23 protein-coding genes are annotated in these 25,014 nt (G+C 55.4%); 11 read left to right on the top strand and 12 right to left on the bottom strand.

The features are described from left to right. Nucleotides 1-108 precede the first annotated feature (108 nt). Both ACT3R7_RS16380 and ACT3R7_RS16375 read right to left on the bottom strand, forming a co-directional pair. Nucleotides 109-1,236 (bottom strand): glycerol dehydrogenase, encoded by a 1,128-nt coding sequence (locus ACT3R7_RS16380; protein WP_193090911.1) that lies wholly within the window; start codon nt 1,234-1,236, stop codon nt 109-111. Between the two features lie 262 nt (nt 1,237-1,498). After that, nucleotides 1,499-3,448 (bottom strand): methyl-accepting chemotaxis protein, encoded by a 1,950-nt coding sequence (locus ACT3R7_RS16375; protein ID WP_193090912.1) that lies wholly within the window; start codon nt 3,446-3,448, stop codon nt 1,499-1,501. 340 nt (nt 3,449-3,788) lie between these two features. On the opposite strand from ACT3R7_RS16375, the gene ACT3R7_RS16370 reads away from it, so the two are divergent. Further along, the gene (locus ACT3R7_RS16370) at nt 3,789-4,751 is read left to right on the top strand and encodes a ribonuclease Z (protein WP_193090913.1); all 963 of its coding nucleotides are present in this window, start codon (nt 3,789-3,791) and stop codon (nt 4,749-4,751) included. An 80-nt stretch (nt 4,752-4,831) separates the two neighbouring features. Here ACT3R7_RS16370 and ACT3R7_RS16365 read toward each other — a convergent pair whose 3' ends face one another. Together ACT3R7_RS16365 and ACT3R7_RS16360 are read right to left on the bottom strand one after the other, a co-directional pair. Continuing rightward, nucleotides 4,832-5,266 carry a hypothetical protein gene (locus tag ACT3R7_RS16365; protein WP_193090914.1) on the bottom strand — a complete coding sequence of 145 codons (435 nt, stop codon included), beginning with the start codon at nt 5,264-5,266 and terminating at the stop codon, nt 4,832-4,834. 127 nt (nt 5,267-5,393) lie between these two features. Next, complete coding sequence (locus ACT3R7_RS16360; RefSeq protein ID WP_193090915.1) at nt 5,394-5,966, bottom strand: CGNR zinc finger domain-containing protein; 573 nt, start codon at nt 5,964-5,966, stop codon at nt 5,394-5,396. Nucleotides 5,967-6,058: 92 nt separating this feature from the next. Here ACT3R7_RS16360 and ACT3R7_RS16355 point away from each other — a divergent pair, with 92 nt between their 5' ends. Continuing rightward, nucleotides 6,059-7,006 carry an alpha/beta fold hydrolase gene (locus ACT3R7_RS16355; RefSeq protein ID WP_226940020.1) on the top strand — a complete coding sequence of 316 codons (948 nt, stop codon included), beginning with the start codon at nt 6,059-6,061 and terminating at the stop codon, nt 7,004-7,006. Nucleotides 7,007-7,078: 72 nt separating this feature from the next. On the opposite strand, the gene ACT3R7_RS16350 is transcribed toward ACT3R7_RS16355, so the two are convergent. Then, on the bottom strand, nt 7,079-8,251 hold the full coding sequence (locus ACT3R7_RS16350; protein WP_193090916.1) for a UbiH/UbiF/VisC/COQ6 family ubiquinone biosynthesis hydroxylase: 1,173 nt from the start codon (nt 8,249-8,251) through the stop codon (nt 7,079-7,081). Nucleotides 8,252-8,386: 135 nt separating this feature from the next. Here ACT3R7_RS16350 and ACT3R7_RS16345 point away from each other — a divergent pair, with 135 nt between their 5' ends. Next, on the top strand, nt 8,387-9,301 hold the full coding sequence (locus ACT3R7_RS16345) for an NAD-dependent protein deacetylase (protein ID WP_193090917.1): 915 nt from the start codon (nt 8,387-8,389) through the stop codon (nt 9,299-9,301). Here the strand turns inward: ACT3R7_RS16345 and ACT3R7_RS16340 are convergent. Further along, the gene (locus ACT3R7_RS16340; protein WP_193090918.1) at nt 9,223-9,834 is read right to left on the bottom strand and encodes a DNA-3-methyladenine glycosylase; all 612 of its coding nucleotides are present in this window, start codon (nt 9,832-9,834) and stop codon (nt 9,223-9,225) included. The two genes, ACT3R7_RS16345 and ACT3R7_RS16340, sit on opposite strands and share 79 nt — an antisense overlap. A 70-nt stretch (nt 9,835-9,904) precedes the next feature. Here ACT3R7_RS16340 and ACT3R7_RS16335 point away from each other — a divergent pair, with 70 nt between their 5' ends. The 7 genes from ACT3R7_RS16335 to ACT3R7_RS16305 all read left to right on the top strand — a co-directional run bounded on the left by ACT3R7_RS16335 (nt 9,905) and on the right by ACT3R7_RS16305 (nt 16,910). Beyond that, on the top strand, nt 9,905-11,368 hold the full coding sequence (locus ACT3R7_RS16335) for a protein adenylyltransferase SelO (protein ID WP_193090919.1): 1,464 nt from the start codon (nt 9,905-9,907) through the stop codon (nt 11,366-11,368). A gap of 87 nt (nt 11,369-11,455) precedes the next feature. Next, nucleotides 11,456-12,502 (top strand): DNA polymerase IV, encoded by a 1,047-nt coding sequence (gene dinB, locus ACT3R7_RS16330; protein WP_193090920.1) that lies wholly within the window; start codon nt 11,456-11,458, stop codon nt 12,500-12,502. 172 nt (nt 12,503-12,674) lie between these two features. Further along, the gene (locus tag ACT3R7_RS16325; RefSeq protein ID WP_193090921.1) at nt 12,675-13,505 is read left to right on the top strand and encodes an alpha/beta fold hydrolase; all 831 of its coding nucleotides are present in this window, start codon (nt 12,675-12,677) and stop codon (nt 13,503-13,505) included. Between the two features lie 9 nt (nt 13,506-13,514). Then, entirely contained in the window at nt 13,515-13,763 is a 249-nt protein-coding gene (locus tag ACT3R7_RS16320) for a YkoF family thiamine/hydroxymethylpyrimidine-binding protein (RefSeq protein WP_192539586.1), read from the top strand. A gap of 294 nt (nt 13,764-14,057) precedes the next feature. Then, nucleotides 14,058-15,074 (top strand): TRAP transporter substrate-binding protein, encoded by a 1,017-nt coding sequence (locus ACT3R7_RS16315; RefSeq protein WP_192537428.1) that lies wholly within the window; start codon nt 14,058-14,060, stop codon nt 15,072-15,074. Next, nucleotides 15,071-15,583 (top strand): TRAP transporter small permease, encoded by a 513-nt coding sequence (locus ACT3R7_RS16310; protein ID WP_193090922.1) that lies wholly within the window; start codon nt 15,071-15,073, stop codon nt 15,581-15,583. Before ACT3R7_RS16315 ends, ACT3R7_RS16310 begins: the two co-directional genes overlap by 4 nt. A 22-nt stretch (nt 15,584-15,605) precedes the next feature. After that, nucleotides 15,606-16,910 (top strand): TRAP transporter large permease, encoded by a 1,305-nt coding sequence (locus ACT3R7_RS16305; RefSeq protein ID WP_193090923.1) that lies wholly within the window; start codon nt 15,606-15,608, stop codon nt 16,908-16,910. A 77-nt stretch (nt 16,911-16,987) separates the two neighbouring features. Here ACT3R7_RS16305 and gabT read toward each other — a convergent pair whose 3' ends face one another. The 6 genes from gabT to csiR all read right to left on the bottom strand — a co-directional run bounded on the left by gabT (nt 16,988) and on the right by csiR (nt 23,589). After that, nucleotides 16,988-18,262 carry a 4-aminobutyrate--2-oxoglutarate transaminase gene (gene gabT, locus ACT3R7_RS16300; protein WP_193090924.1) on the bottom strand — a complete coding sequence of 425 codons (1,275 nt, stop codon included), beginning with the start codon at nt 18,260-18,262 and terminating at the stop codon, nt 16,988-16,990. A 75-nt stretch (nt 18,263-18,337) separates the two neighbouring features. Beyond that, nucleotides 18,338-19,264: a sensor domain-containing diguanylate cyclase gene (locus ACT3R7_RS16295; protein ID WP_193090925.1), complete on the bottom strand. Its 927-nt coding sequence runs from the start codon at nt 19,262-19,264 to the stop codon at nt 18,338-18,340. Further along, nucleotides 19,257-20,066 carry an EAL domain-containing protein gene (locus tag ACT3R7_RS16290; protein WP_193090926.1) on the bottom strand — a complete coding sequence of 270 codons (810 nt, stop codon included), beginning with the start codon at nt 20,064-20,066 and terminating at the stop codon, nt 19,257-19,259. Before ACT3R7_RS16290 ends, ACT3R7_RS16295 begins: the two co-directional genes overlap by 8 nt. Before the next feature lie 214 nt (nt 20,067-20,280). After that, nucleotides 20,281-21,495 carry a CaiB/BaiF CoA transferase family protein gene (locus tag ACT3R7_RS16285; protein WP_496199303.1) on the bottom strand — a complete coding sequence of 405 codons (1,215 nt, stop codon included), beginning with the start codon at nt 21,493-21,495 and terminating at the stop codon, nt 20,281-20,283. A gap of 32 nt (nt 21,496-21,527) precedes the next feature. Then, nucleotides 21,528-22,706 (bottom strand): acyl-CoA dehydrogenase, encoded by a 1,179-nt coding sequence (locus ACT3R7_RS16280; protein WP_193090928.1) that lies wholly within the window; start codon nt 22,704-22,706, stop codon nt 21,528-21,530. 193 nt (nt 22,707-22,899) lie between these two features. Then, nucleotides 22,900-23,589, bottom strand: coding sequence for a DNA-binding transcriptional regulator CsiR (gene csiR, locus ACT3R7_RS16275; RefSeq protein ID WP_192537432.1), 690 nt, complete (start codon nt 23,587-23,589; stop codon nt 22,900-22,902). A gap of 150 nt (nt 23,590-23,739) precedes the next feature. Here csiR and lhgO point away from each other — a divergent pair, with 150 nt between their 5' ends. Next, on the top strand, nt 23,740-24,936 hold the full coding sequence (gene lhgO / locus ACT3R7_RS16270; protein WP_192537420.1) for an L-2-hydroxyglutarate oxidase: 1,197 nt from the start codon (nt 23,740-23,742) through the stop codon (nt 24,934-24,936). Nucleotides 24,937-25,014 lie beyond the last annotated feature (78 nt).

Here is a 25,014-nt window from a genome sequence, read left to right as displayed (position 1 = left end):
AAGGCGGATTCAGGCGTTGTTGCTATGATTAAACGTGTAGTAAAGGTTTGATCCGATATAGGAAAGGGCTATGAAAACGAGACGCCGCAGCGCCCCGTCTTATAGACTTTACTCGCTCACCCCCATCTTCTCCATAAACGCCCGCGCATGCACATCCACCGCTTTAATGGCGTGAACAATCTGCTTGGGCGTTAGCTCATACGCTAGGTTATGGCTTGATTCGCCTTCCTTCAGCGCCGCTTCGGCTACACGATAAAGATCTTCTTCGCTTGCCTGATCAAGCTTCAGCGCTTTCAGGGTCACCGGTAGGCCCAGCGCCAGGTAGAGGTCCAGATACTCTTCTAATTCCGCCTGGGGCGTCTGATCGAGAACCAGTTGGGCCATCGTACCGTAGGCCACTTTCTCGCCGTGGGTCAGGCCGTGAATCTCGCCGTGCAGGGCGGTGAAACCGTTATGAATGGCGTGGGCGCCTGCCAAGCCGCCGCTTTCGAAGCCTAGTCCGCTGAGCAAGGTGTTGGCTTCTACCACGGCCTCGAACGAGGGCGTGACGATCTGCGCCTGGTTAGCTTGGTAGGCCAGCATGGCGTGCTCGAAGAGAATCTCTTCGCACTTCTCGCCAATGGTCGCGCCCAGTAGGGTGGCTTTGCCTCCCGCCATGTTGTTGGCGTTGGCGCGAATGGCGGCACGTGCCTCGACCCAGGTGGCCAGTGCATCGGCAATGCCGGAGGCCAGAAAACGCGGCGGCGCTTTGCAGATGATGCCGGTATCCACCAGCACCAGGTCGGGGTTCTTGCTGTAGAAGCGGTAGGACTCAAACTCGCCTTCATCGCTGTAGATGACCGATAGGGCGCTGGTGGGCGCATCGGTAGAGGCGGTCGTGGGCAGTACGGCACAGGCCGCTTCGAGCTTTTCAGCCACACCCTTGGCGGTGTCGATGGCTTTACCGCCACCAAAGCCAATAACAACGTCTGCCTGCTGCTTGCGGCCAAGCTCAACGAGGCGGTCGATTTCGCGGTTAGAGGCTTCGCCCTCAAACACTGCGCGCTCGAAACTGATACCTTCGCTTTTAAGACTAGCGCTAAGCTCCTTGCCCGCGATGTCCCAAACCACATCGTCGGCAATCAGCAGTGCCGTTTTCCCGAGTGCCGAGACGTAGTGACCGGCGCGTGCGGTAACGCCTTCTCCCTGCACGTAGCGGCCGGGGCTGATGAAGACTTTCTCGTTCGTGGCTGACATGGCAAATCTTCCCTAACAGAGAGTGGGTTGCCTAACCATTGGTATCACATGAAACGCTAATATGCTTGCGTTAATGCAACTTATTAGCGGTTATGTTGATCGCTGTCAGCTATAGGCTGAAATAGGAAAGCTGAGAATGTTGAAGAGGCTTCAGCGCCGGTTTTGAGAAACCAGCGCTTACCGCCTTACTTCAAAAGCTTACATCGCGTATTGAAGGCTTGCTGAATAGCTACTATGTCTTTAGGAATACGTTTTCGTCGAGCTAGTAGCCGTAATGGGCTAATGCCAATGAGTTATTCTCTTCGCTAACCTTGAAGCGGCCCACCATATTGGCCATGTCGCCTGCCTGGTCATCCAGTGAGCGGCTTGCTGTGGCCACTTGCTCGACCAGCGCCGCGTTTTGCTGGGTTACTTCTTCCAACTGAGTCAACGCTTGGTTGATTTGCTCAATACCCGATGATTGCTCAGTGGTCGCGGATGATATTTCTGACACTAAGGCAGCGGTATGCTGTGCGCGTTTTGCAATAGTTTTTAGCGTTTCGCTGGTGGACGTTACCAGATTTCCGCCTTCTTTTATGCTGTCGACATTGTTGCTGATAAGCTTTCGGATCTGCTTGGCTTCTTCTGCACTTCGGCTTGCCAGATTACGCACTTCTGAGGCCACTACCGCGAACCCACGGCCTTGCTCGCCAGCGCGCGCCGCCTCTACTGAGGCATTCAACGCCAGGATGTTGGTTTGAAAAGCAATATTATCAATAGCCTCGACTATCGCCGTTACTTGCTGGTTGGCTTCTTCGATCTGTTCCATCGCCACGCGTGCCCGTTCGGCTATATCGTTCGCCTCATTGGCCTGGTCAGCCATTTCCTGTGTGGAAAGCCGTGCTTGTTGAGCGGTATCTGCGCTCTGTTTTACGGTCGCTGTTATCTGCTCCATGCTGGAAGCCGTTTCAACTAACGAAGCGGATTGTTCTTCAGTGCGCTGTGCTAGATCTGCGTTACCTTTCGCAATTTCCTTACTGGCTAACTCAACAGACTGAGCACCCTGTTTAATGCTGGCAACTAACTCTTCTGTTTTAAGCGTCGATTCATTGAATGCGTGATACAGCATAGAAAGCTCATCGCTTCCTGGAACGGCTAGGCGCTGAGTGAGATCACCACCGCGTGTTTGGATGTTTTCCAGCGCTACTTGTAACGGGCGCGCAATACTGCGGACAATAAGTACTGCTAGCAGTATGGCTAGAATTGCAGCGGCTAACGAAAAAATCAGGTAATAAGTCAGTTCACTGACCGCTTTATCACGCAAGCTCTGGGTAGTATCAAGCAAGGCTTCGGCCGCCTTCTGACTTACTTCTGCTAAGCGATCAATCAGCAGGGTCTGCTGCTCAAACCATTGTTGATGGTCGATATTAAAATTGCCCGCAACGCCTTGTGTTATCGCGACGCGCCGCATATCCGCCAGGTTGCGGGCAAGATCACTTGCCAATACCGCTGCAAGTTCGCTTTGAATACTTTCATCCGAAAAGCTATTGAAGCTGCTGATATAGACGCTGGAGCGACCTGTTAACGAGAGCAGGCTGGTGTACATCGTTGGAGACAGCGTGTTGGTACTAAAAGCCGTGGTTAGCATGGCGCGCTCTATGCCCGCTAATTCTTTGACGTTTAAAAGGTTATAATAAGCGTTGAGCTGTCTGATAACTTCGCCTTGCTCAACACTAAACGTCAATTGGCTAACAATGCTAATTAAAAAGTTATTAATATCTGTGTAGTAGGCGTTTGACTGCTCACCTGCTATTTCCTGTCGGTCAACGCGCTGGCGATGGCCGGCTAAAGCACTCAACAGGTTATTAGCCTGGCTCACTTGTGCCTGTACCGCGGCATCGTTGCCAGAATAAGTTAGGCTATTTGTATATGTGTTGAACTCGTTGAGACGCTCATCAGTTTTTCGACGCTGGCTAGGTAGTTCCGTACGGAAATTTTGACCATTGCTGCCTAAAAATGCGGCTGTCATTCCTCGCTCGCGCTGAAGTTCATGAACCAGAACCCCAGCATATTGGCTCAGCACCGTCATTTCCTGAAGATGTCCCATTTCAGAGACAAGCTCTTTTCGTTCCAAAATCCCCGACATGGCTAACCACGTCATGGTCACCAATGGTAAGGCGAGAACTAGTACAAATTTACGGCCCAAGGAAACACGGTGTAGTGCCTGCAGCATTATGTTTTCTCACATGGAAAGGTTAATTCATGAAGCTTGCGGGGCGGGGCCTGTAGTCAGTATGCGGTTGAGCGCTAAAGGATCCTTTCTCTTTTATCGGCGCCAAGGATTGATACTAAAGTCTTCATAAAAGATGTCTGCGATAAAGTTGATCTAAATCAAATTTATGGGGGTGGCGGTACTGCTCGTCGCACGGATATTGCCAGTTATCGGTTATTTCTTTTTAAAGGAAAGGGCATGCTTGCTGACCACTCAGCCGTGAAAAAACCTGAGAAGCGGAGCTTACTATGCGGTAGCCCGGAGCCTTTACAGAGCAAGCGCAAGAGAGCATAAATAAAATATGAATCTATTATTCCTAGGCACCTCCGCTGGCGTACCCACGAAGACCCGCAACGTCACCGGCATCGCTTTGCGCGAGAGCAAGGGTAAAGGCTGGTACCTGATCGATTGCGGGGAGGGTACTCAGCATCAGGTCTTGCGCACGAAGCTGTCGTTTAATTCACTAAAAGCCATTTTGATTACCCATGTACACGGCGACCACTGCTATGGGCTGCCGGGCATATTGGCGAGTGCGGGGATGAATGGCCGTAAAGCGCCGCTTACCATTGTGGCGCCCGCAGGCATCAAGGCGTGGTTGGAGGCGACCTGTGAAACCACACAGCTAGGCTTGCCTTTCGCCCTGGAGTTTATCGCCTCGGACGACCTGCCAAGCGTTGAATTTGCGAACATGGCGGTTGCCACGTTCAGGCTTTCCCATCGGGTGGCGTGCTACGCCTATTCGTTGACGGAGAAAAACGTCGACGCTGCCTTAGATATCGAAAAGCTAACCCAAAAGGGCATCCCGAGAGGGCCGTTGTGGGGGCAATTGAAGCAAGGGTTTGATGTTGAGTTTGCGGGTGAGCTATTAAAAAGCGCTGACTACTTAATCTTCAAGAACAAGCCCAGGAAAGTGGTGATCGCGGGAGACAATGACCGGCCTGAGTTGTTGATTGACGCATGCGCGGGTGCTCAAGTGCTGGTGCATGAAGCCACCTATACCCAAGAGATGGCCCAGAAGGCTGTAGAAGTGGGGCATAGCTACGCTAAGCTTGTTGCTGATTTTGCCGAATCGGTAGCGCTGCCTAACCTGGTGCTGACGCACTTTAGCCCGCGTTACCAGTTCAACCCCCAGTCGTCGCCTTCCATCGAGGATATCCGTAAAGAGGCCCAGAGCGCCTATTCGGGCGCGCTGTATCTGGCGCGGGATTTTCTCGAATTTACCCTGGATAAATCAGGCCACTTTTCTGAAATGGCGAGCGAATAGATTTTTTCGTGTTTCAATCATTCTTGCAGTCATGCGGCTACCCGAAAGCGGGTAGCCGCGACTAGCGATTGCCGGGAAGATCAGTCGCGGCAGTAGCCTTCGCCCGCCTGCACTACCAGGCAGTCTTCTTTGTCCGCTAGCCATTTCAAGCCGGTGGCTTCGCCATCACTGGCGCGAAGCAGCTGTGGGCCGTCATCGCGGCTGAAGCTTATGCCTTCGTCTGTGGCTTGCCCTTCGAATGTTCCGCTTTGGTTGGCATCCAGGCCGTACTGCATCTCAAGCAGATAATGGCCGGGGCCTGCGGAATCGTCCTGGCTGACGTCCAGGACTAACCCTTCCACGCCGACCCAGCGGCCGACCCATTGATCGGTCACCTCATGAGGGGGCTGGCTTTGCTCGGCTACCGTATCTGCATCCGCTGTGTTTGAGGCGGTGGCATTGGTGTCTTGATTACACCCGCTGATCAGCATCGTGGTGCATAGGGTTAACGATAGGGCTAACGCTGTTTTCATCATGGCTAGTGTCACCGGCGGTGGAAAAAGTTGAAGGGAAATCAGTCTTGATCAAGCGCTTGAGGCGTTTTCTGTCATAAATAGGACAAGCGAATAAGGCGCAAGTTTTGCTGATTACTTTAAGGGGCGGTTATCCGGTCTTTTTTCGAGCCCGGTGCGCGGCCGCCTTCATTCTATTTCCGCAAGACGCCATGCTACACCAGCGGCGCCGGTGAGATTTTGTTTGATCGTGAAACAGGAGAATGCAATCCGAGGCTTCGCACTCTTTAACAAGTTGCACATCTTCTTCGGTAAGCAGCTGAACTAACGCCCACGCGACAGGCTGCAACAGGCTCTCGCTTTCTAGGTTGCGCCGATAGGTTTTTTTCTGAAATGCCGCTTCCGCTGGCTGCCATTCAATTTTTTCCAGGGGGCAGCCCCGTTCCAGCACGTGATTTATCACTGCGGGATCCGCACTCCTTCCTTGCTGGGCCGAGATAAGCAGCTCTCGCATGTTGTCACGCAATTCACGTGCAAGGTGGGCTAGCCCAGGCGGCGGGCTTTCACGGTATTCCGACAGCACGCCCGCCTGTTGAAGCCAGGTGATGACACTGCTGCTGTCGGTCAGACACTCCTGATGCTCTTCCCCTACGCCAAACTGTGTATTGATGAAATCGATGGCGAGATTGCCTGCGATTAACGGAGAGGTAATGTGTGATGGCATATTTGGGTAACCTTTAAAATGTAATTTGACAGGTTACTATTATTTTAACTAACCTTCAAAATTAATTATTAACGGTTACTAAGGAGTCATCCATGACAACGCAAAACAAAACGTCCTCTGCCAATACTCAGGAAGCAATGAGCGCCAATGCCGCGCAGGGCGCTGGCTCGACAACTCAGCAGGTTCATTATCGTTTCGAGAAAGTGGGCGATGTCGATGTCTTTTATCGCGAAGCGGGGGATCCGGCGGCGCCGACGGTATTGCTGCTTCATGGGTTTGCTGCCTCATCGTATATGTGGCGCGATGTGATTGCGGCGCTTGCCGATGAATATCACGTCGTGGCGCCGGATTTGCCAGCGTTCGGCTTTACTCGATCACCGCCGCGCGGCCAGTATGAATACACCTTTGCCAACCTGACGAAGACGATTGATCAATTTACTGATCAGTTGAAGCTTGATCGCTACGCCATTGCCGTTCACGACTATGGTGCGCCTGTTGGCTGGCGTTTGGCGGTGGCTCATCCGGCAAAAATCACTGCGATCATTTCGCAAAACGGCAATGCTTATGAGGAGGGGCTTTCAACAGGGTGGGAGCCGATCAAAACGTATTGGGAAAATCCTTCAAAGGCGAACCGTGATGCCCTTAACGACTTTCCGACGCCGGCGTCTATCAAATGGCAGTACCTGGAAGGAGTCAGCGATACCAGTGCTGTGGCACCCGACGCCTATACGTTGGAAGGCGCGCAGATCTCTCAACCGGGGATGGCCGATATTCAGCTCGACCTGTTGCTGGACTATGCAACCAACGTTGAGAAGTATCCCGAATTTCAGGCCTATTTTCGTGAGCATCAACCGCCGTTACTCGCCGTGTGGGGCAAGCACGATCCGTTCTTTCTTCCGCCGGGGGCTGAAGCCTGGAAGCGGGATATTCCTGAGGCAGATATTCGCTTTTACGACACGGGGCACTTTGCACTGGAAACCCATGGCGATGTGATGATCCCGGTGATACATGAGTTCTTGAATGAGCGCATCAAGGGGTAACTAGCGGTTTTAACAAAGCCAAGCTCAGCGGCTTGGCTTATTCGCGGCTAAAACACCTGGTTGTACCAGCTACTAGCGCATCTTGAACGGATTTAACCCATTGGCCTGCTGCATCATCATGCGTTTGGCAAACGGGAAGCGCTCGGCCAAGTGCAGGCTTAAATCGCCCAGTTGGCGCAGCGGTTTGGCGCCGGTGAACAGGTGGTGGAAGCTGTCGGTCGCGGCGATCATCGCCTGGTTGGCTGCTCGGCGCTGGCACTCGAAGCGGAGCAGGTTGAGGTAGTCACCCGGGTCGCGACCCTTAGTGATGATTTCCGCCAAGGTGTCGGCGTCGTGTAGGCCGATGTTTAGGCCTTGGCCGGCCAGCGGGTGCACCACGTGCGCAGCGTCGCCCATCAGGGCAAGCCGCTTACCGATGTAGCGCCGGGCGTGCTGGCGCTTGATGGGAAAGCTTGCGTGTGCCACGACCCGGATAAGGTTGCCCAGGCGTTTCGGAAAAGCCGCCTCAATCGCTGCCTTGAGCGCCTCATCGTCGAGCTGTTCGCGGGCCTGGGTGTTGTGGGTCGTGTCATACCACACCAGTGATGCCCTATGGCCGGGCAGCGGCAGCATGGCAATCGGGCCAGTGGGCGTAAACACCTGCCAGCTCACATCCTGCTGGGGAAGCTCGGTTTCCACGTTGATGATCATGGCCCGCTGATGATAATCGTGCTGGGTAACGTCGATATCGGCCAGCTTGCGCAGGGTCGAGTGGGCACCGTCTGCGCCGACTACAAGCCGCGCACTCAATAGTTTGCCGTTTTCGAGCTCTATGCTGCGCGTCTCCCCTGAAGCCAGTGTATTAACCGGGGCGCTGTGGGTATAGCAGGTAACGCTGGGGAGTTCTTTCAGGCGCTCCCAAAGCGCGTATTGCAGCGTGCGGTTTTCGATAAACAGGCCGAAGTCGTCCATATCGCTATCGGCGGCGGAAAACACGCTATGGCCGGTGCCGTCCTGATTGGAGACATCGATGTGCCGAAACGGGCAGCAGCGATCCTCAGGCAGTTCGGTGCCGCTGAGCTTGATAAGTGCAAGCGAGCGCGCATTCAGTGATGAGATGCGCAGGTCATAGTCACCGCTGGGTGCTTTAAGCGCGTCGCCACGCTCGATCAGCCCGATGGAGTAGCCCGCATTACCCAGCCGGGCAGCTAGTGCCGCTCCTACCATGCCGCCGCCAACAATAATAATATCGTGATCCCTCTGCATGAGGCGCTCCTTGAATGCTGGTTGGGCACCGCTTTCGTGCATGGCATTAGCCGTTGCATGTGCCCTGAATGTCCTACAGTATCGTCGAGATAGTAGAAACTTGCCTAGAGTGAACCATTGACGCAGGCCGTGGAAATGCAAAAAAGTGTGGCCCAACTGGGTGATGAACTGGCCCGTTTTATCGAGCAGCACCCAAAATTGTGGGTCATTACCGGTGCGGGTGTGAGTACCGACAGCGGCATTCCCGATTACCGTGATGAAGCGGGGCAGTGGAAACGGCCACCGCCTGTTCAGCACGGTGATTTTATGGCATCGCCCAGCGTACGTCAGCGCTACTGGGCGCGCGCGCTGGTCGGGTTTAAAGCCCTACGCGAAGCCCAGGTAAGTGGTGCCCACCAAGCGCTGGCGGCGCTTGAGGCGATGGGGTTTATCGAGCTGCTAGTGACGCAGAACGTGGATCGTCTTCATCAGCGTGCAGGCTCCCGGCGGGTGGTTGATCTGCATGGCCGGGCAGATCTTGTGAAATGTATGACCTGTCATTACCAGATGATGCGCCACGCCATGCATAGCGAAATGGCGCGCATGAACCCGGCTTTTGCCGCGCTTGATGCCACACATGCGCCGGACGGCGATGCGGATCTTGAAACCGATTTCAGCACGTTTCAGGTATTGGACTGCCCACGCTGCGGCGGCATTCTTAAACCTGACGTGGTCTATTATGGCGATGTCGTACCGCCAGAGCGTCGGCTGGCGGCCGAGGCGGGCCTGAAAAATGCCCAGGCAGTGCTTGCGGTAGGCACTTCGTTAATGGTGTTTTCAGGCTACCGTTTCTGTCGTGAAGCGCATGCCATGGGCTTGCCGATTGCCTCGCTGTCGCTGGGCGTCACCCGGGCGGACGCGCTGCTTACCCATCAATGGCGTGCGCCATTAACGCCCGTACTCACCCATGCGGTCGAGCAGCTAGCCTCTACTCAACGTGCTTTGGATACCCAGGGGTTGCCCTCAAGCCAAAACCGCCAGGGCGCATCGCGGTCATGCGGTTCGGCATAGTCGATACCCACGCGAGGGCCGCTGGCAATCGGAATGTCGTGGCTGCCTGCACAGATCCAGAGCCGCTCGGCGCGAGTCAAATCGTGCCCGTAGAGCGCTTTATCCACATCAAGCGCCCGCGTTAGCTTGCCGGGCCCATTGCTCAACTGTTTGCCTGGGGTGAGGCGCCGTTCACGCATGGCCTGCTCGTTTAATACTGGCTCAACGGCGCGCACCAACAAGGCGCAGGGCGAGCCTTCGGGCTCTGTCACGATATTGAATAGCCAGTGCATGCCGTACACCAAATAGATATACGCGTGGCCGGGCGCGCCAAACATGGCGGCGGTTCTTGTCGTCAATCCACGGTGGGCGTGGCATGCCGAGTCGTGCGCGCCGCAGTACGCTTCGGTTTCAACAATCCGTGCGCCCATCAAGGCGCCGTCCACCTCACGCACCAGCCAGCAGCCGAGTAAATCAGTGGCCACCGCCACGGTGTCGCGCTGATAAAAATCACGCGTAAGAGGAAGCAGGGAAGATTCAGGTAGTGATGACATTATCTCGCCGTCTACTTGAGGGAGCTGCTAGGGTATTAGGAGATCACACTCAATGAAAGTGGAGGCGAACATGCTGCCCTTTGAACACCATTACGCAACGCTACCCGCGCCACTTTGGATCGCCAGCGAGCCGACTCCCGTGGCTGAGCCTTCCCTTATCGCGTTTAACCGCCCGCTTGCAAAAGAGCTGGGGGCTAGCGACGTGCCTGATGATGCCACCCTGGCCCAGTGGCTGAGCGGCAATACGCCCATGCCCGGCGCCGAACCCAAAGCGTTGGGCTACGCAGGCCATCAGTTTGGCAACTTCGTGCCGCAGCTGGGTGATGGCCGTGCGCTGTTGCTTGGTGAGGTGATTGATCAGCAGGGCAAGCGCCGGGATATCCAGCTTAAAGGCAGCGGGCGAACGCCTTTCTCGCGCGGCGGTGACGGCCGTTCTCCGCTAGGCCCTGTGCTGCGTGAATACCTGGTCAGCGAGTTTATGGCCGCCGTGTGCATCCCGACGACCCGCGCTTTGGCGGCGGTTGCCAGCGGCGAGCGGGTGGTGCGCCAGATGTCCGAGCCCGGCGCCGTATTTACCCGGGTTGCGAGTAGCCATGTGCGCGTGGGGACGTTTCAGTTTGCCGCCGCGCGCCAGGATGAGGTAGCGCTAAAAGCATTGGCGGACCATGTGATTGCGCGCCACTATCCAGAAGCTGCCAACGCGGAAGATCCTTATCTGGCGCTGCTTGAAGCGGTGGTGGCCCGCCAGGCCGTGCTGATTGCGCGCTGGATGAGCGTGGGTTTTATTCACGGCGTGATGAATACGGATAACTGCAGCATCGCGGGTGAAACCATCGACTACGGCCCGTGTGCGTTTATGGAGCAGTTTGACCCGCAGAAAGTGTATAGCTCCATCGATCAGGGGCGCCGCTATGCGTTTGCCAACCAGCCGGCAATTGCCCAGTGGAATCTGGCCCGCTTTGCCGAAACCCTGCTGCCGTTGATGCGTGAAGAGGGCGACGCTTTGGTAGAACAAGCGACCGATGCTATCCGCCACTTTGAGCCTCTGTTTAGCGCCGAACAGCGCCGTTTGCGTGCCGATAAGCTGGGCCTTGCGATGGAAAGCGCCCAAGCCGATGCCTTAATGGAAGCCCTGCAAAGCCATATGTATCAGGGCCGTATGGATATGACCGCGACGTTTGATGCGTTAACCCACTGCGCGGCCTCGCCAAGTGACGCAAGCCGCGAAGCATTGCTGGCGCTGACGAGCCAGCCCGAGGTCTTGGCCGAGTGGTTGGATACATGGCAGGCGGAAGCGGTGGCTGCAACGGATACCGCAAGGCTTGATGCCATGCGCCGGGCAAACCCAATCATTATTCCGCGCAACCACCGCGTACAAGAAGTGATTGATGCCGCTTACAAGGGCGATTTCGCGCCGTTCCATGCTCTGCTTTCGGTGGTAACGAAGCCTTATGACGAATCAACCGAAGCTCGCCGCCTGGCGGCGCCAGCAAGTGATAGCGAGCAGGTATTGCGCACTTTTTGCGGCACCTGAGTGAGCGCCACCTTAATGAGTGTCACCTGAAAGAATAAGTAACTCCTGTGATAAACTGTGGTTTTTTACAGGTGAGAAGGGTGGCCAGTGCGCAAAATTATCCACTGCGACTGTGACTGCTTTTATGCGGCGGTTGAAATGCGCGATAACCCTGCGCTCAAGGACATCCCTATCGCCATTGGCGGTAGCGTCGAGCAGCGCGGGGTGGTCGCTACCTGCAATTATCCTGCCCGCGAATACGGCATTCACTCCGCCATGCCCATGGCCCAGGCGCTTAAGCGCTGCCCGCATCTAACCCTTATTCGTGGCGATATGGCCAAGTACAAGGTCGTGGCGCGTCAGGTGTTTGCGATTTATCGCGAGATCACCGATTTAATCGAGCCGCTGTCGCTGGATGAAGCCTTTCTAGATGTGTCGGACGTGACTCTGCATCAGGGGAGCGCTACGCGCATGGCTCAGGCGATTCGCGAACGCGTCAGCCAGGAAGTGGGCATTACGGTGTCGGCAGGCGTTGCCCCCAACAAGTTTCTGGCCAAAATCGCCAGCGACTGGAACAAGCCCGATGGCCTGTGTGTGATTACCCCCGACGAAGTAGAGCGCTTTGTACAGGCGCTTCCGGTCAAAAAGATTCATGGCGTTGGCCCGCGCACGGCCGAAAAAATGGCCCGGCTGGATATTCATACCTGCGCCGATTTGCGTACCCGCCCGCTGACCGAGCTGGTGGAGCACTTTGGCCGCTTTGGAAAACGCCTGCATGAGCTAAGCTTTGGCTACGACGAACGGCCGGTAAAAACCCACCGTGAGCGTAAATCGGTAAGTACCGAACAGACCTACGCCAAGGACTTGCCGTCGCTTGCTGCCTGCCGCCAGGAGCTCCCTCTGCTTTTAGAGGATCTGGAACGTCGCTATGCGCGCCTTGACCCACCGCCTGGGGTCAGAGGGTTAATGGTTAAAGTGAAGTTTAACGATTTTACCCAAACCACCGTAGAACACGCAGACCCGGCACCCAATCTTGAGCAGTTCGAAACGCTGCTGAACGTCGGCTGGGCACGCGGCGAGCGCCCGGTGCGGTTGCTGGGTGTCGGCTACCGCTTGGCTGAGGCCGCACCTGCTGAACAGCTTTCGTTGTTTTGATGTGCAATTCGTTAGCCTGTTAAACCTTATGTCGATTGACGGCTTTTCAAGGGCGCGTTAAAACAGACGTATGATAGATAAAGTGCTACCGGCATTCGCAAGGGCCGGTTCAAAGACCAAAAGCGAAGGTTAAAAAGCCAAGCTCAAAGAACACAGGCCCAAGAGCTGCACTATGACAACAACGACCGCTTCACTCCCTCAGTTGGTATTTGCCCATGCCAATGGGTTTCCAGGCCTGAGCTATAAAAGCCTGCTGGCGCCCCTGGCGGATACCTTTGAGGTGTACCCCCTTGATCGGCTGGGCCATCATCCGGACTACCCGGTAAACCACAACTGGGCCAATCTGGTGGATGAGCTATTAAGTTACCTGCCGAAGACCGAGGCGCCGCTTTTGGGCGTGGGCCACTCGCTGGGCGGCACGCTGATGGCTATGGCCGCCGACAAACAGCCTGAGCGTTTTTGCGGGGTGATCATGCTTGACCCGCCGCTTATGCTGGGGCCAGACGCCTGGGCCATGAAGGCCGCCAAGCGCTTTGGTTTTATTGACCGCATAACGCCTGCAGGTAAAACGCAGGGGCGGCGCAGCGTATGGCCAAGCCGTGAGATCATGGCCAAATCGCTAAGTCAGCGCGGGCTTTTTCGCCGCTTTACCCCCGCCGCGCTTAACGACTACATTGAAGCAGGTACCCGGCTTTTAGAGGATGGCAGCGCCGAGCTGACCTTCGACCCACGTGTTGAGGTGGAGATTTTCCGCCATTTGCCAGATCACCTATCTCGGCTGCCAAGCCGGGTAGGCGTGCCGCTTGAGCTGGTGGCGGGGCAGGAGTCGCATCTGATGACCGCTTCGCGCATCAAGCGTTTAAGGCGCAAGGGCCTGAAGGTCGAGGAGGTGCCTGGTACGCATATGTTCCCCATGGAGCATCCGGATGAAACCCGCGCCGCCATTCTGGCCGCCTGGCAGCGCTTGTCGAGCGTATCCGGCAGGCCATCACACACAGCGTAAGGAGGCGTTATGTATCTTTCCGTGCAGCTTAGCTACTACCCACTGGCCCACGATTTCAAGCCATTGGTGAAGGATGTGGTAAAGCGCTTCGAGGCGTCAGGCCTGGAGGTTTATCCCAACCGAATGAGTACCCAGATATTTGGCGAATTCGATGCCGTGATGAATGCGCTGAGCGAGGTAATGAAGTGGTCCTTTGAGACTTACGGTAAAGCGGTATTTACGGCGAACTTTCTTGAGGGAGACCGTCGACCGCGCTAGCACAGCCAGAGGATGATCGTTTTATCTAAAGCGCCGCTCCAATAGCGGCGCTTTTTTATGCCACGTGGTTATGGCCATATTTGATGCTTACGCTGCTCTTTTTCATGCGGGAAATCGTTGTTTCGACCCTGACGCTATAGTGTTTAATTACCGTATAAAGTAAATAATACTTTAGTTTTTGACTATTTAGATGTCGCGTTCAGAAGCGCCTAAGTCGTTTGTAAAAATAAATAGCTTGCCGATAAAGGTACATTGAAAGCTACATTTAATAAAAATCGGCAGGGAACCTACGTCATGACAACGCTAAAATTCCAAAATCATCGATTCATCGCCGGTAAAAGTCTCATCGCCGCGCTGGGGCTCGCGATTGTTAGCGGCCAATCGCATGCCCAGTCGTTCAGCCTGGATTTTTCAAATGAATACAACGCAAGCTCAATCCACGCTCAGGGCGACGCCTACTTTATCGACAAGGTAGAGGAACTGACCAACGGTGACATCAGCATTACCCTGCATACCGGTGGCGCGCTAGGGTTTAACTCCGGCGATCACTTCTACGCTGTGGCGGATGGCGCTGTCGATATCGCGGATACGCTTTCAGGCACCATGAGTGGCGTAGACTCCCTCTTTTTGCTCTCCTCCTTGCCGTTTTTGGTCAACGATATCGAGGATGCGCGCCAGCTTTACGATATCGCCAAGCCTTATTACGAAGCGGTGTTTGAAGATAGTGATCAGGTACTGCTTTACGCCTCGCCCTGGCCGCCCAGCGGTATCTGGTCGAAAGACGCGATCGACAGCGCCGATGATCTGAAAAATCTCAAGATTCGCACTTTTGACCGCAGTGGCACTGAAACCTTTAGAAACGTCGGCGCCTCGCCGGTGAGTCTCTCTTGGGGTGATGTAGTGCCGCAATTGGCCACCGGCGGTATTAGCGCCGTGCTGACCTCCGCCGAAGCCGGCGCCAACGGCAGCTTCTGGGAGCATCAAAACCACTTCTCTGCCGTTCAATATGCCATCCCGCTCAACATGGTGCACATGAACAAGGCCGTGTTCGATTCATTCAGCGAAGAGCAGCAGCAGGCAGTACTGGAAGCCGCTCGCCTGACCGACCAGCACAACTGGGCCGCTGTTGAAACGCGCACCGCAGAGAACTACCAGACGCTTGCGGAGAACAACGTTGAAGTGAGCGACCCGGTAGCCCAAGACCTAACCGACGCGCTTTCTGATGCCTCGGAAAGCGTGATCGATAACTGGCTTGAAAGCACTGGCGACACCGGCAAGACGATCATGGATGAGTTTCGGAGCCAGCAATGAGGTTTTTCGAACCCATAGAAAAAGCCTCGAAATTGCTTAATCGGGTGGGCGCCTTGATTGCCGTGGCGCTCATCATTTACATGTTTGGCCATATCATCCTCGAAATCGTGATGCGGTTGTTTGGCCGCTCGACCTTTATTTTGGATGAGTATATCGGCTACGCCGTGGCCACCATGGCGTTTATGGGGCTTCCCTACGTGCTCGAAAAGGGCGGCTTGATTCGGGTGTCGCTGCTCATGGAGCGCATTCCCGCATCCAGGCGGTGGCCGCTGGAGCTGTTTAGCAGCCTGGTCACTGCCGGCTGCTTTTTATGGCTCTCCACGTTCTGGCTACAAAACGTCCAGCGCAGCTACCAGCGCGGCGTGGTGAGTGAGACGCTGGCCGAAACGCCTATCTGGCTTCCCGAAGGCGCTATCCTTATCGGCATGTGGCTAATTTCCTTCACGCTGCTGGTGAGATCAATAAAAATCATCTTACTGCGCTCGCGGTATTCACCCAACACGGCCTAGGCCTGGCTAACAGGAACGGACTATGGATATTTTCTGGACGGCCGTTGGTGTGGCGCTGCTGCTGGTGTTTTTCCTGTCCATGGGTACGTGGATATTTGCCTCGATGCTGGCAATTTCCATCGGCTCACTCTGGATTTTCGGGGACTTCAGCGCTGACCGTATCGGTTTGATCTTCTCGCGTATTTTGTATCGTGCCAGCAACAGCTGGGAGCTTTCGGCGATCCCGTTGTTCATCTTGATGGGCGAGCTGATTTTTCGCTCGAATCTTTCGGAGCGCTTGTTCAAGGGGCTGGTGCCCATTACCAGCCGTCTGCCGGGCGGCATTCTGCATACCAATGTGCTGGGCTGTACGCTGTTTGCTGCGGTAAGCGGCTCAAGTGCTGCCACCACCGCCACTATTGGCAAGATAACCACGCAAGAGCTCAAGCAACGCGGCTACGACCGGCACCTGTCGATTGGCTCGCTAGCCGGTGCTGGTAGTCTGGGCCTGCTGATTCCACCGTCGATCGTCATGATCGTATACGGGGTTCAGGCGGAAGTATCGATCAGCCGGCTGTTCATGGCGGGTGTGGTGCCGGGGCTTGTAATTGCGCTGCTGTACAGCGGCTATATTGGCATACGCGCCACGCTTTCACCGGCGCTTGCGCCTAAACAGATAGCGCACGGGCAATCCATCGGCCAGTCGATTCTGTTGCTGTTGCCGATCCTCATATTGATCGCGATCGTGATCGGTTCGATCTACAGCGGTATCGCCACGCCCTCCGAGGCGGCGGCGGTGGGCGTGGCAGCCACGCTGGTGCTGTTGGGCATCGAGCGGCAAATCACTTTGGCCATGCTGACCGAGGCGTTTCGGGGCACGCTGATTACCTCGATCATGGTATGTAGCCTGTTGATTACGGCAACCCTGCTGTCGACGGCGATGGGCTATCTGCACTTGCCGCGCGAGCTTGCCAGCTGGATCGCCGAGCAGAACTTCAGCCCGACCATGCTGCTGCTGGCACTGGCGGTGTTCTACATCGTGCTGGGGCTCTTTCTGGACGGTATCTCGATCACTGTAATGAGCTTGCCCATTACGCTACCGATCGTGCTGCTGGCAGGGTTCGATCCGATCTGGTTCGGCATTTTCCTGATCATCATGATCGAGCTTGGCCAGATTACCCCGCCAGTGGGCTTCAACCTCTTCGTGCTGCAGAGCCTGACCGGAGAGAGCATCGGACGTGTGGCTTGGGCGGCGCTGCCGTTCTTTTTGCTGATGTGCCTGGCGGCTATCATCATCAGCGTATGGCCTGACTTGGTGCTTTGGCTGCCGCGCTACATGAACGGCTGAACCGTTAGTGCCGGGTAAATACAAGAACGCCGCCCCATCGGGCGGCGTTCTTGTATGCAGGCTGCATTCAGGGCGTGTTAAATCAGCGACTCCAGGCAGGATTCGATGATATCGAGTCCTTCGTTGAGTACGCTATCGTCGATGGTGATGGGCATTAAGAACCGAATGGTATTGCCGTACATACCGCAGGAAAGCAGGATTAAGCCCTCTTCGCGGGCTTTTTTACATAAGGCACCGGCAAGCTCGGCGTTAGGTGTCTTGGCGTGTTTATCAGATACCAGCTCAAAGGCGGCCATGGCGCCCATATGGCGTACGTTATCCACCGCGTCGTAACGTGCCTGCCACTGGTGGAAACGCTTGGCGAGCTTCTCGCCCAGGGCCTGGCTTCTCTCCAGGATATTTTCTTCCTCAAAAACATCCATGACGGCAAGCGCTGCGGCACAGGCGGTAGGGCTGCCTGTGTAGGTGCCGCCCAGCGAGTTCGGGCCAGAGGCATCCATGATCTTGTCAGTGCCCACTACGGCTGAAATCGGCATGCCGTCGGCCATGCTTTTTGCCATGGTCATGATGTCAGGCTCAACGCCGCTGTGCTCGATGGCGAACATCTTGCCGGTGCGCCCAAACCCTGACTGTACTTCGTCGATAATCATCAGGATGCCGAGTTCATCGCAGATGATGCGGATCTTTTCCAGAAACGATGCCGGTGCGGGATAAAAGCCGCCTTCACCGAGCACAGGCTCTAAAATGATAGCCGCCGTATTTGCGGGGCCAGCGTCGGTTTTCAGCGTCATCATCAGGCCGCGAATCGCCTCGTCTTCACTGACGCCGTGGTAGTCCACCGGGTAGGGCGCACGAAACACGGTGCCGGGCATGGGGCCAAAGTCGGTCTGATACGGCGCGACCTTGCCGTTCATCGCCATGGTGAAGAAGGTGCGGCCGTGGTAGCCGCCATCAAAGCAGATAACGTTGGAGCGCCCGGTGGCGGCGCGAGCTATCTTGACCGCGTTCTCCAACGCTTCGGCGCCGGAGTTAGCGAGCATGACCTTGGCATGGCCGCGAACGGGCACTAGGTGGCTAAGACGTTCTGCAACCCTGACGTAGCCTTCATAGGGCATTACCGTTTGGCAGGTATGCATTACCTTATCGAGCTGTGCTTTCACCGCCGCAACCACTTTTGGATGGCGATGGCCGATATTCAGCACACCGATGCCGCCGGCAAAGTCGATAAACCGGTTGCCGTCGGCATCCCACACTTCGGCATTTTCGGCATGGTCGGCAAACGCTGTGGCAGGGCTCGCTGCGCCGTTGGCAACGTATTTTTGCTTCAGTTTGTTTAGCTCAGCATTGCTCATAACGTTACTCCTCAGGCTGGAGAGTCGATTTAGCATCGCGGGCGCCGATGTTGATTCACCAGGTATGATGATTTACTAGGCAGTGACGGCACCGTTTCCACCGGCCTCCTTGGCTTGATACATGGCGTTATCTGCACGATCCAATAGGCAGCGGTTGGAGGTATCAACGTAGCACGCAATACCGGCGGATACAGTGACGATTAATTGCTGCTTAGTAAAAGGCGTGCTGGCAACGGCATTACACACCCGTTCAATCGCCCGCTGCGCTGCTCTAATATCGACCTGCGGCATGATCACCAGAAATTCTTCACCGCCCAGGCGTACCTGAATATCGGTTGTGCGCAGGGTTTGACTGACCAGCGCGGTGACTTCCTTGAGTACGTCGTCACCAATGCCGTGGCCGTAGGTATCATTGATCGTTTTAAAGCGATCCAGATCGAAAATAGCAATGCTCAACGTGCTTTCATAACGCTGGCAGCGCTGAAGCTCTTCTTCCAGGCGCTTAAGCCCGGCACGGCGGTTGAACAGGCCGGTTAATTCATCGCGATGCGCGAGTTGATCCAAACGCTCGTTGGCCAGCTTTAAACGCTCTTCGAGCTGCTTGCGCTCCGTAATATCGACAATAAAGGTTACCTTGCGCGGTAGGCCGTCATCGCCTTCGATGCGCGCCGCTTCAGCGATGATGGTGCGTGCCTCACCTTTTTTGTTCAGCACTTCCCACTCCTGGCGTAATTCCTGGTTGCTGTCGCCTTGGATAAATTCGTCGTGTAGTGCTGCTAATCTATCACGATAGGTAGGGGAGACCATTTGGGTGAAGTGCTTGCCTATAAGCTCGCTTTCCGTGTAGCCATAAAATTGGCAATAAGCGCTGTTAACCATCTCAAAATAGCCATCAGGGCTGGTAACGCAAATGCCTAGCGGGGCGGTTTGGATAATATTCTCAGTATTGCGTTTTGAGCGGGTGAACAGCTGATAGACTTGCTCAAGATTTATATCAAGCATGTAGACCCCCTTGTTCCCGGCCTAATCGCACCTCTTCGCGTAGTGCACTCAAACGCACGGAGAGGTCATCCCCCAGTGAGTTAACGACTGGTTTGGCATAATAAAAGCCCTGCTGGCGCATGATGCCGTTGCTTGCCAGCCAAAGCGCCTCGGCGTGGGTTTCTACACCTTCAGCGATGACGACAATGCCCAACTGTTGGGCCAGGGTAATAATTGCTTGCAAAATGGCTTGGCGACGCAGGTCTTGATCGCAGTTCATGACTAGTTGGCGATCAATTTTTAACTTATCGGGGGTAAGGTCGGTCAAGATATCCAGGTTGGCATAACCACTGCCAAAATCATCCAGCGCGGTTTTGAAACCCATTGAGCGATAGGCGTCGATGATATTGCGCAAATGCTGACGATCGATAACGCGCTCGGTTTCAGTAATCTCAAAGATAAGTCGCTTGGATGGCCAGCCTACCTGTCGCGAGATATCCAGCGTTGCCTGAATGCAGGCGGTTGGCTCGTAAACCGCGTTGGGAAGAAAATTAATCGACAGATTGGTCTGCATGCCAAGGTGGCTTGCCATTTCAATGGCTTTGACGCGGCAGGCTTGATCAAACTGGTAGAGCAGATCGTCCGTTACCTGGGAAATAATGCTACAGGCGGATTCACCATTGGGCCCGCGTACCAAGGCTTCATAGGCATCTACTCGGGCAGTCGAGAGATTAACAATAGGTTGAAATGCCATGGTGAACGCAAAGGGCAATTCACCTTCACAGCGTTTGCAGCTGCCGTTAATGCGTGCACAGTTCCCCATAAAGCCTCCTAGCTTACTGTGTCCGCCCAATCCTTTGTTGCAAACCATTGCTTACAAACGGACACATGGTTGTAAAACAGTGAATAGTGTAGCGGATAAGCGTGGCTTCTGATGGACTTCCTAGCTTTATTGATGGGATAAAGATTAGGTGGCAATAAAAAGCGCCCCGTTAAGAGCGCTTCAAACGTTAAATCTAGTAATAGTCAGTGCTCGATCAAATAATGCCTGCCTCGCGCAGTGCCTGCTGTTGGGCTGGCGTAATGCCTATATCGTTTAATACGTGCTCGGTATGCTCACCCAAACTCGGCGGCGCGGTGGTAGCGCTTAGCGAATGCCCGTTAATGCGAATGGGGTTGGCGACAAGGTCTACCTGGCCTGCCTGAGTGTGCGGTAGCGACTGCTTCAAGCCGCGCGCTTTGACATGCGGATCATCGAACACGCGGTCAAGCGTATTGATGGGGCCGCAAGGCACACCCACCACTTCAAAGGCCGCGAGCCACTCATCGATAGTGCGCTGAGCCAGTGCTGCCTCAAGCATAGGTACCAGGCTTTCACGGTGATGGACGCGCGCCCCGTTGGTGGCAAACCGCTCATCAGCGGCCAACTGTCCTAACGCAAGCACTTCGCAAAAGCGTCTGAACTGTTCGTCATTACCCACCGCGACAATGATGTGGCCATCCCGAGTGGCAAACGCCTGGTAGGGCACAATGTTGGGGTGGGCATTGCCCAGGCGCTGCGGCACGTTGCCGGAGGTTAGGTAGTTAAGCGCCTGGTTGGCCAGCACGCCTACCTGAACATCCATCAACGCCATATCAATATGGCAACCCACACCGCTGTCACGGCGCTGATAAAGCGCTGACAAAACGGCGTTGGTGGCATACAGGCCGGTGAAAATATCGGTAAACGCCACGCCGCTTTTTACCGGGCCACCGCCGGGCTCGCTATCGGGCTTGCCGGTCAGGCTCATGATGCCACCCATGGCCTGAATCATGAAGTCGTAACCAGCGCGGTGGGCGTAGGGGCTCTCCTGACCAAAGCCGGTGATTGAGCAGTAGACAAGCTTGGGGTTCAGCTCTTTCAGACTGGCGTAATCCAGTCCGTACTTCTTCAGCCCACCGACTTTAAAGTTCTCAAGCAGCACATCTGACTGACTTACCAACTGCCTGATAAGCACCTGACCTTCCGGCTTGGCCATATCAATGGTGACCGAACGCTTACCGCGGTTGGCGCACAGATAATAGGCCGACTCCGCCGTGCCGTTAAGCCAGGGTGGGCCCCAGTGACGCGTATCATCACCGGCGACAGGGCGCTCGACCTTGATCACATCGGCGCCCATGTCGGCGAGCATCTGGCCACACCACGGGCCAGCCAGCACGCGTGATATATCGAGTACCTTGATGCCAGCCAGCGGTTTGGAAGGAGTGCTCATGGTGATTCCTTTGGCCTATAAAATAAAACGGCTTAGTAGAACGACTGAATGCCGGTCTGTGCACGGCCCAAGATCAGCGCGTGTACATCGTGGGTACCTTCGTAGGTATTCACCGACTCCAGGTTCACCATATGTCGAATTACGCCGTACTCATCGGACACGCCGTTACCGCCGTGCATATCCCGCGACATGCGCGCAATATCCAGCGCCTTGCCACAGTTGTTGCGCTTGATCAGCGAGACCATTTCCGGCGTCCAGTTGCCACTATCCATCAACCGGCCTACCTGCAGGGCGGCCTGAAGGCCCAGGGTGATCTCGGTTTGCATATCGGCGAGCTTTTTCTGAATCAGCTGGTTGGCGGCCAGCGGGCGGCCAAACTGCTTGCGGTCCAGCGTGTACTGGCGGGCGGCGTGCCAGCAGAATTCAGCCGTGCCCATAACGCCCCAAGCGATGCCGTAGCGCGCTTTGTTCAGGCAGCCAAACGGGCCTTTCAAGCCGCTGACATTAGGCAGCAGGTTCTCTTCGGGCACAAACGCGCTATCCAGCACGATTTCACCGGTAATCGAGGCGCGTAGCGACACCTTGCCTTCAATTTTCGGGGTGGAGAAACCTTCTGTGCCGCGCTCTACGATAAAGCCTTTGATCTGGTTGTCGTGGGCAGCAGACTTGGCCCATACCACGGCGATATCGGCAATCGGGCTATTGGTAATCCACATCTTGGCGCCGGTTAGTCGGTAGCCGCCGTCGACTTTTTCAGCGCGGGTAATCATGTTGCCGGGGTCGGAGCCGTGGTCTGGCTCGGTCAGGCCAAAGCAGCCGACCATTTCGCCGCTGGCAAGTTTGGGCAGGTACTTTTGTTTCTGTTCTTCAGAGCCGTACGTCTCGATGGGGTACATAACCAGCGACGACTGAACGCTCATGGCCGAGCGGTAGCCGGAATCAACGCGCTCTACTTCGCGGGCGATCAGGCCGTAAGCCACGTGGTTGACGCCCGCACCGCCGTACTCTTCCGCCACGGTAGCGCCCAAAAGGCCAAGCTCGCCCATCTCAGACATGATCTCGCGATCAAAGCGCTCCTCACGAAAGGCACTCAATACGCGGGGCTGAAGGTTTTCCTGGCAGTAGTCATGGGCCGCGTCGCGAATCTGGCGCTCTTCGTCAGTGAGCTGGTGCTCCAACAGTAGCGGGTCATCCCAGTTGAAATGTGTCATTACGAAGCTCCTGGCTAGTTCTTAAGAAGAATTCTTGAGGAAAGCATTTCGCGTAGACACACCCAGGCGCCCACGGCGATCTATTGATCTAACGTAGTTAAAAATTGATCTACTACGTAGTTAAAAACGGTGTAATTAAACTCAATGTATCGCCGTTATTTAAAAATATCTACATTTTTTTAAAATGCAGAATTTAGCTGATTCCCCGGTTCTGAAGTACTCGGGTGATAATGGGAACAGGCGTCATCAGGTGGTCGCGCATCAAAATCGCGGCCTTTTCGGCATCGCGCGCTAGAATTACGTCGACCAGCGCGGCGTGCTCCTGGCGCTTTTGCTCAAGCGCGGCCGGCGACATGACGGTTTCCTGGAGCCACAAGTGGCGATAGCGCTCAACTTGATCAAACAGCGTATTGCGCATCTGCAGCAGGTGAGGGGAGTTGCAGCCGCTCGCGATGGCGGTATGAAAAGCTTTATGGCGCAGGTCCCAGCCATCCAGCAGCTCATCGGGGGAGCTTATATCGGTCACTTTGGCAAGCCGGTGGGCTGTGGCCAGCACCGACGCTTCCCAGTCGTCGTCACCCCGCTCAATGGCAAGGCGTAGAATCAGGCCTTCCAGCTGGGCGCGGGCGTCGTAAATATCGTTGAGTTCGGCAAGCGACATCGGAGCTACGCGGTAACCGCGCTGGCTAATCGCCACCACCAGCCGGTCGGCGACCAGTTGGGAAAGGGCTTCGCGCAGCGGCCCTGTGCTAACTCCGTAGCACTCTTTCAGACGGCTCATTAATAGCTTTTCTTTAGGCGCGTAGCGGCCACGGATAATATCGTGCTTGAGCGTGCTATAAGCGCTAATCGCTAAGTTCTGACGCGGCGCATCTGGCTCCATGGCAACCTCCCTATCAATCACCATGGCAATCGCCATAACAGTTTCCATAACGACGCGACTCCCTGGTGATCTTGTAGCAAATAAGTGAAAGTAGAAGAATAACGGCTATTATCAATAAATTTTAACAATTTGGCACAGGAAGCGTTATTAATGTGGGATTTCATCATTATTGGCGGGGGAATTCTGGGCATGTCGACCGCCATGCAGCTGCAGCAGACGTACCCCGACAAGCGCCTGCTTGTGCTGGAAAAAGAGAGTGGCCCCGCGCAGCATCAAACCGGCCATAACAGCGGCGTCATTCATGCCGGGGTGTATTACACGCCGGGAAGCTTAAAGGCCAAGTTCTGTCTTGAAGGAAACCGCGCTACCCGCGAGTTTTGTGATCAGCACGGAGTGGATTACTCCATCTGTGGCAAGCTTTTGGTGGCCACCAACGCGCTAGAAACCCAGCGTATGCAGGCGCTTTGGGAGCGCACGGCGGCCAATGGGCTTGAGCGCGAGTGGCTAAGCGCTGAAGCACTCAAAGAGCGCGAGCCGAATATCCGCGGGGAGGCGGGGATTTTTGTGCCTTCAAGCGGCATCGTCAACTACGCCCAGGTTACCCGTGCCATGGCGGCGGAGTTCGAGCGCCTGGGGGGTAAAATCCAGTATGGCGTTGAGGTTAAGGGGCTGGAAGAGCGGCGTACTGAGGTGGTGGTGACCACCACTAACGATACCTTCTCAAGCCGTTATCTGGTGACCTGTGCCGGGTTAATGGCCGACCGAGTGATTCGCATGCTGGGCCAGGACCCTGGCTTTACCATCTGCCCGTTCCGAGGCGAATACTACCTGTTGCCCGAGAAGCATAATCACATCGTCAACCATCTGATTTACCCCATTCCTGACCCGGCCATGCCCTTTCTGGGTGTACACCTGACCCGTATGATCGATGGCAGCGTAACGGTGGGCCCCAATGCCGTGCTGGCACTTAAGCGCGAAGGTTACCGCAAGCAGGATATGTCGCTGCGCGATATGGGGCAGATGTTCACCCACCCGGGAATTTTAAAAGTGTTGGGCAGACACCTGAAACCAGGGCTTGGAGAAATGAAAAACTCGTTTTACAAACGTGGTTACCTGGAGCTTGTACGCAAATACTGCCCGCAATTAACGATTGAGGATCTCAAGCCTTATCCGGCGGGCGTTCGCGCACAGGCGGTTTCTAAAGCGGGAAAACTTGTGGATGACTTTGTATTCGTGAATACACGCCGAACGGTGAACGTCGGCAACGCACCCTCACCGGCGGCCACCTCGGCGCTACCCATTGGTGCGCATATTACTCAGCAGGTCGTCGCACTATTGTCCCATTAACATCAACGCACGAGCCGTGCTAACGTCACTCTATCGCTTCTGATGGAACAGGGGCGGAGCTTCATACCTCCCTATCGT

Origin of the sequence: Halomonas sp. AOP43-A1-21, from assembly GCF_052376775.1 — a bacterium.
Taxonomy (GTDB): Bacteria; Pseudomonadota; Gammaproteobacteria; order Pseudomonadales; family Halomonadaceae; genus Vreelandella; species Vreelandella colorata.
This window is presented reverse-complemented; position numbering and strand designations above follow the sequence as displayed.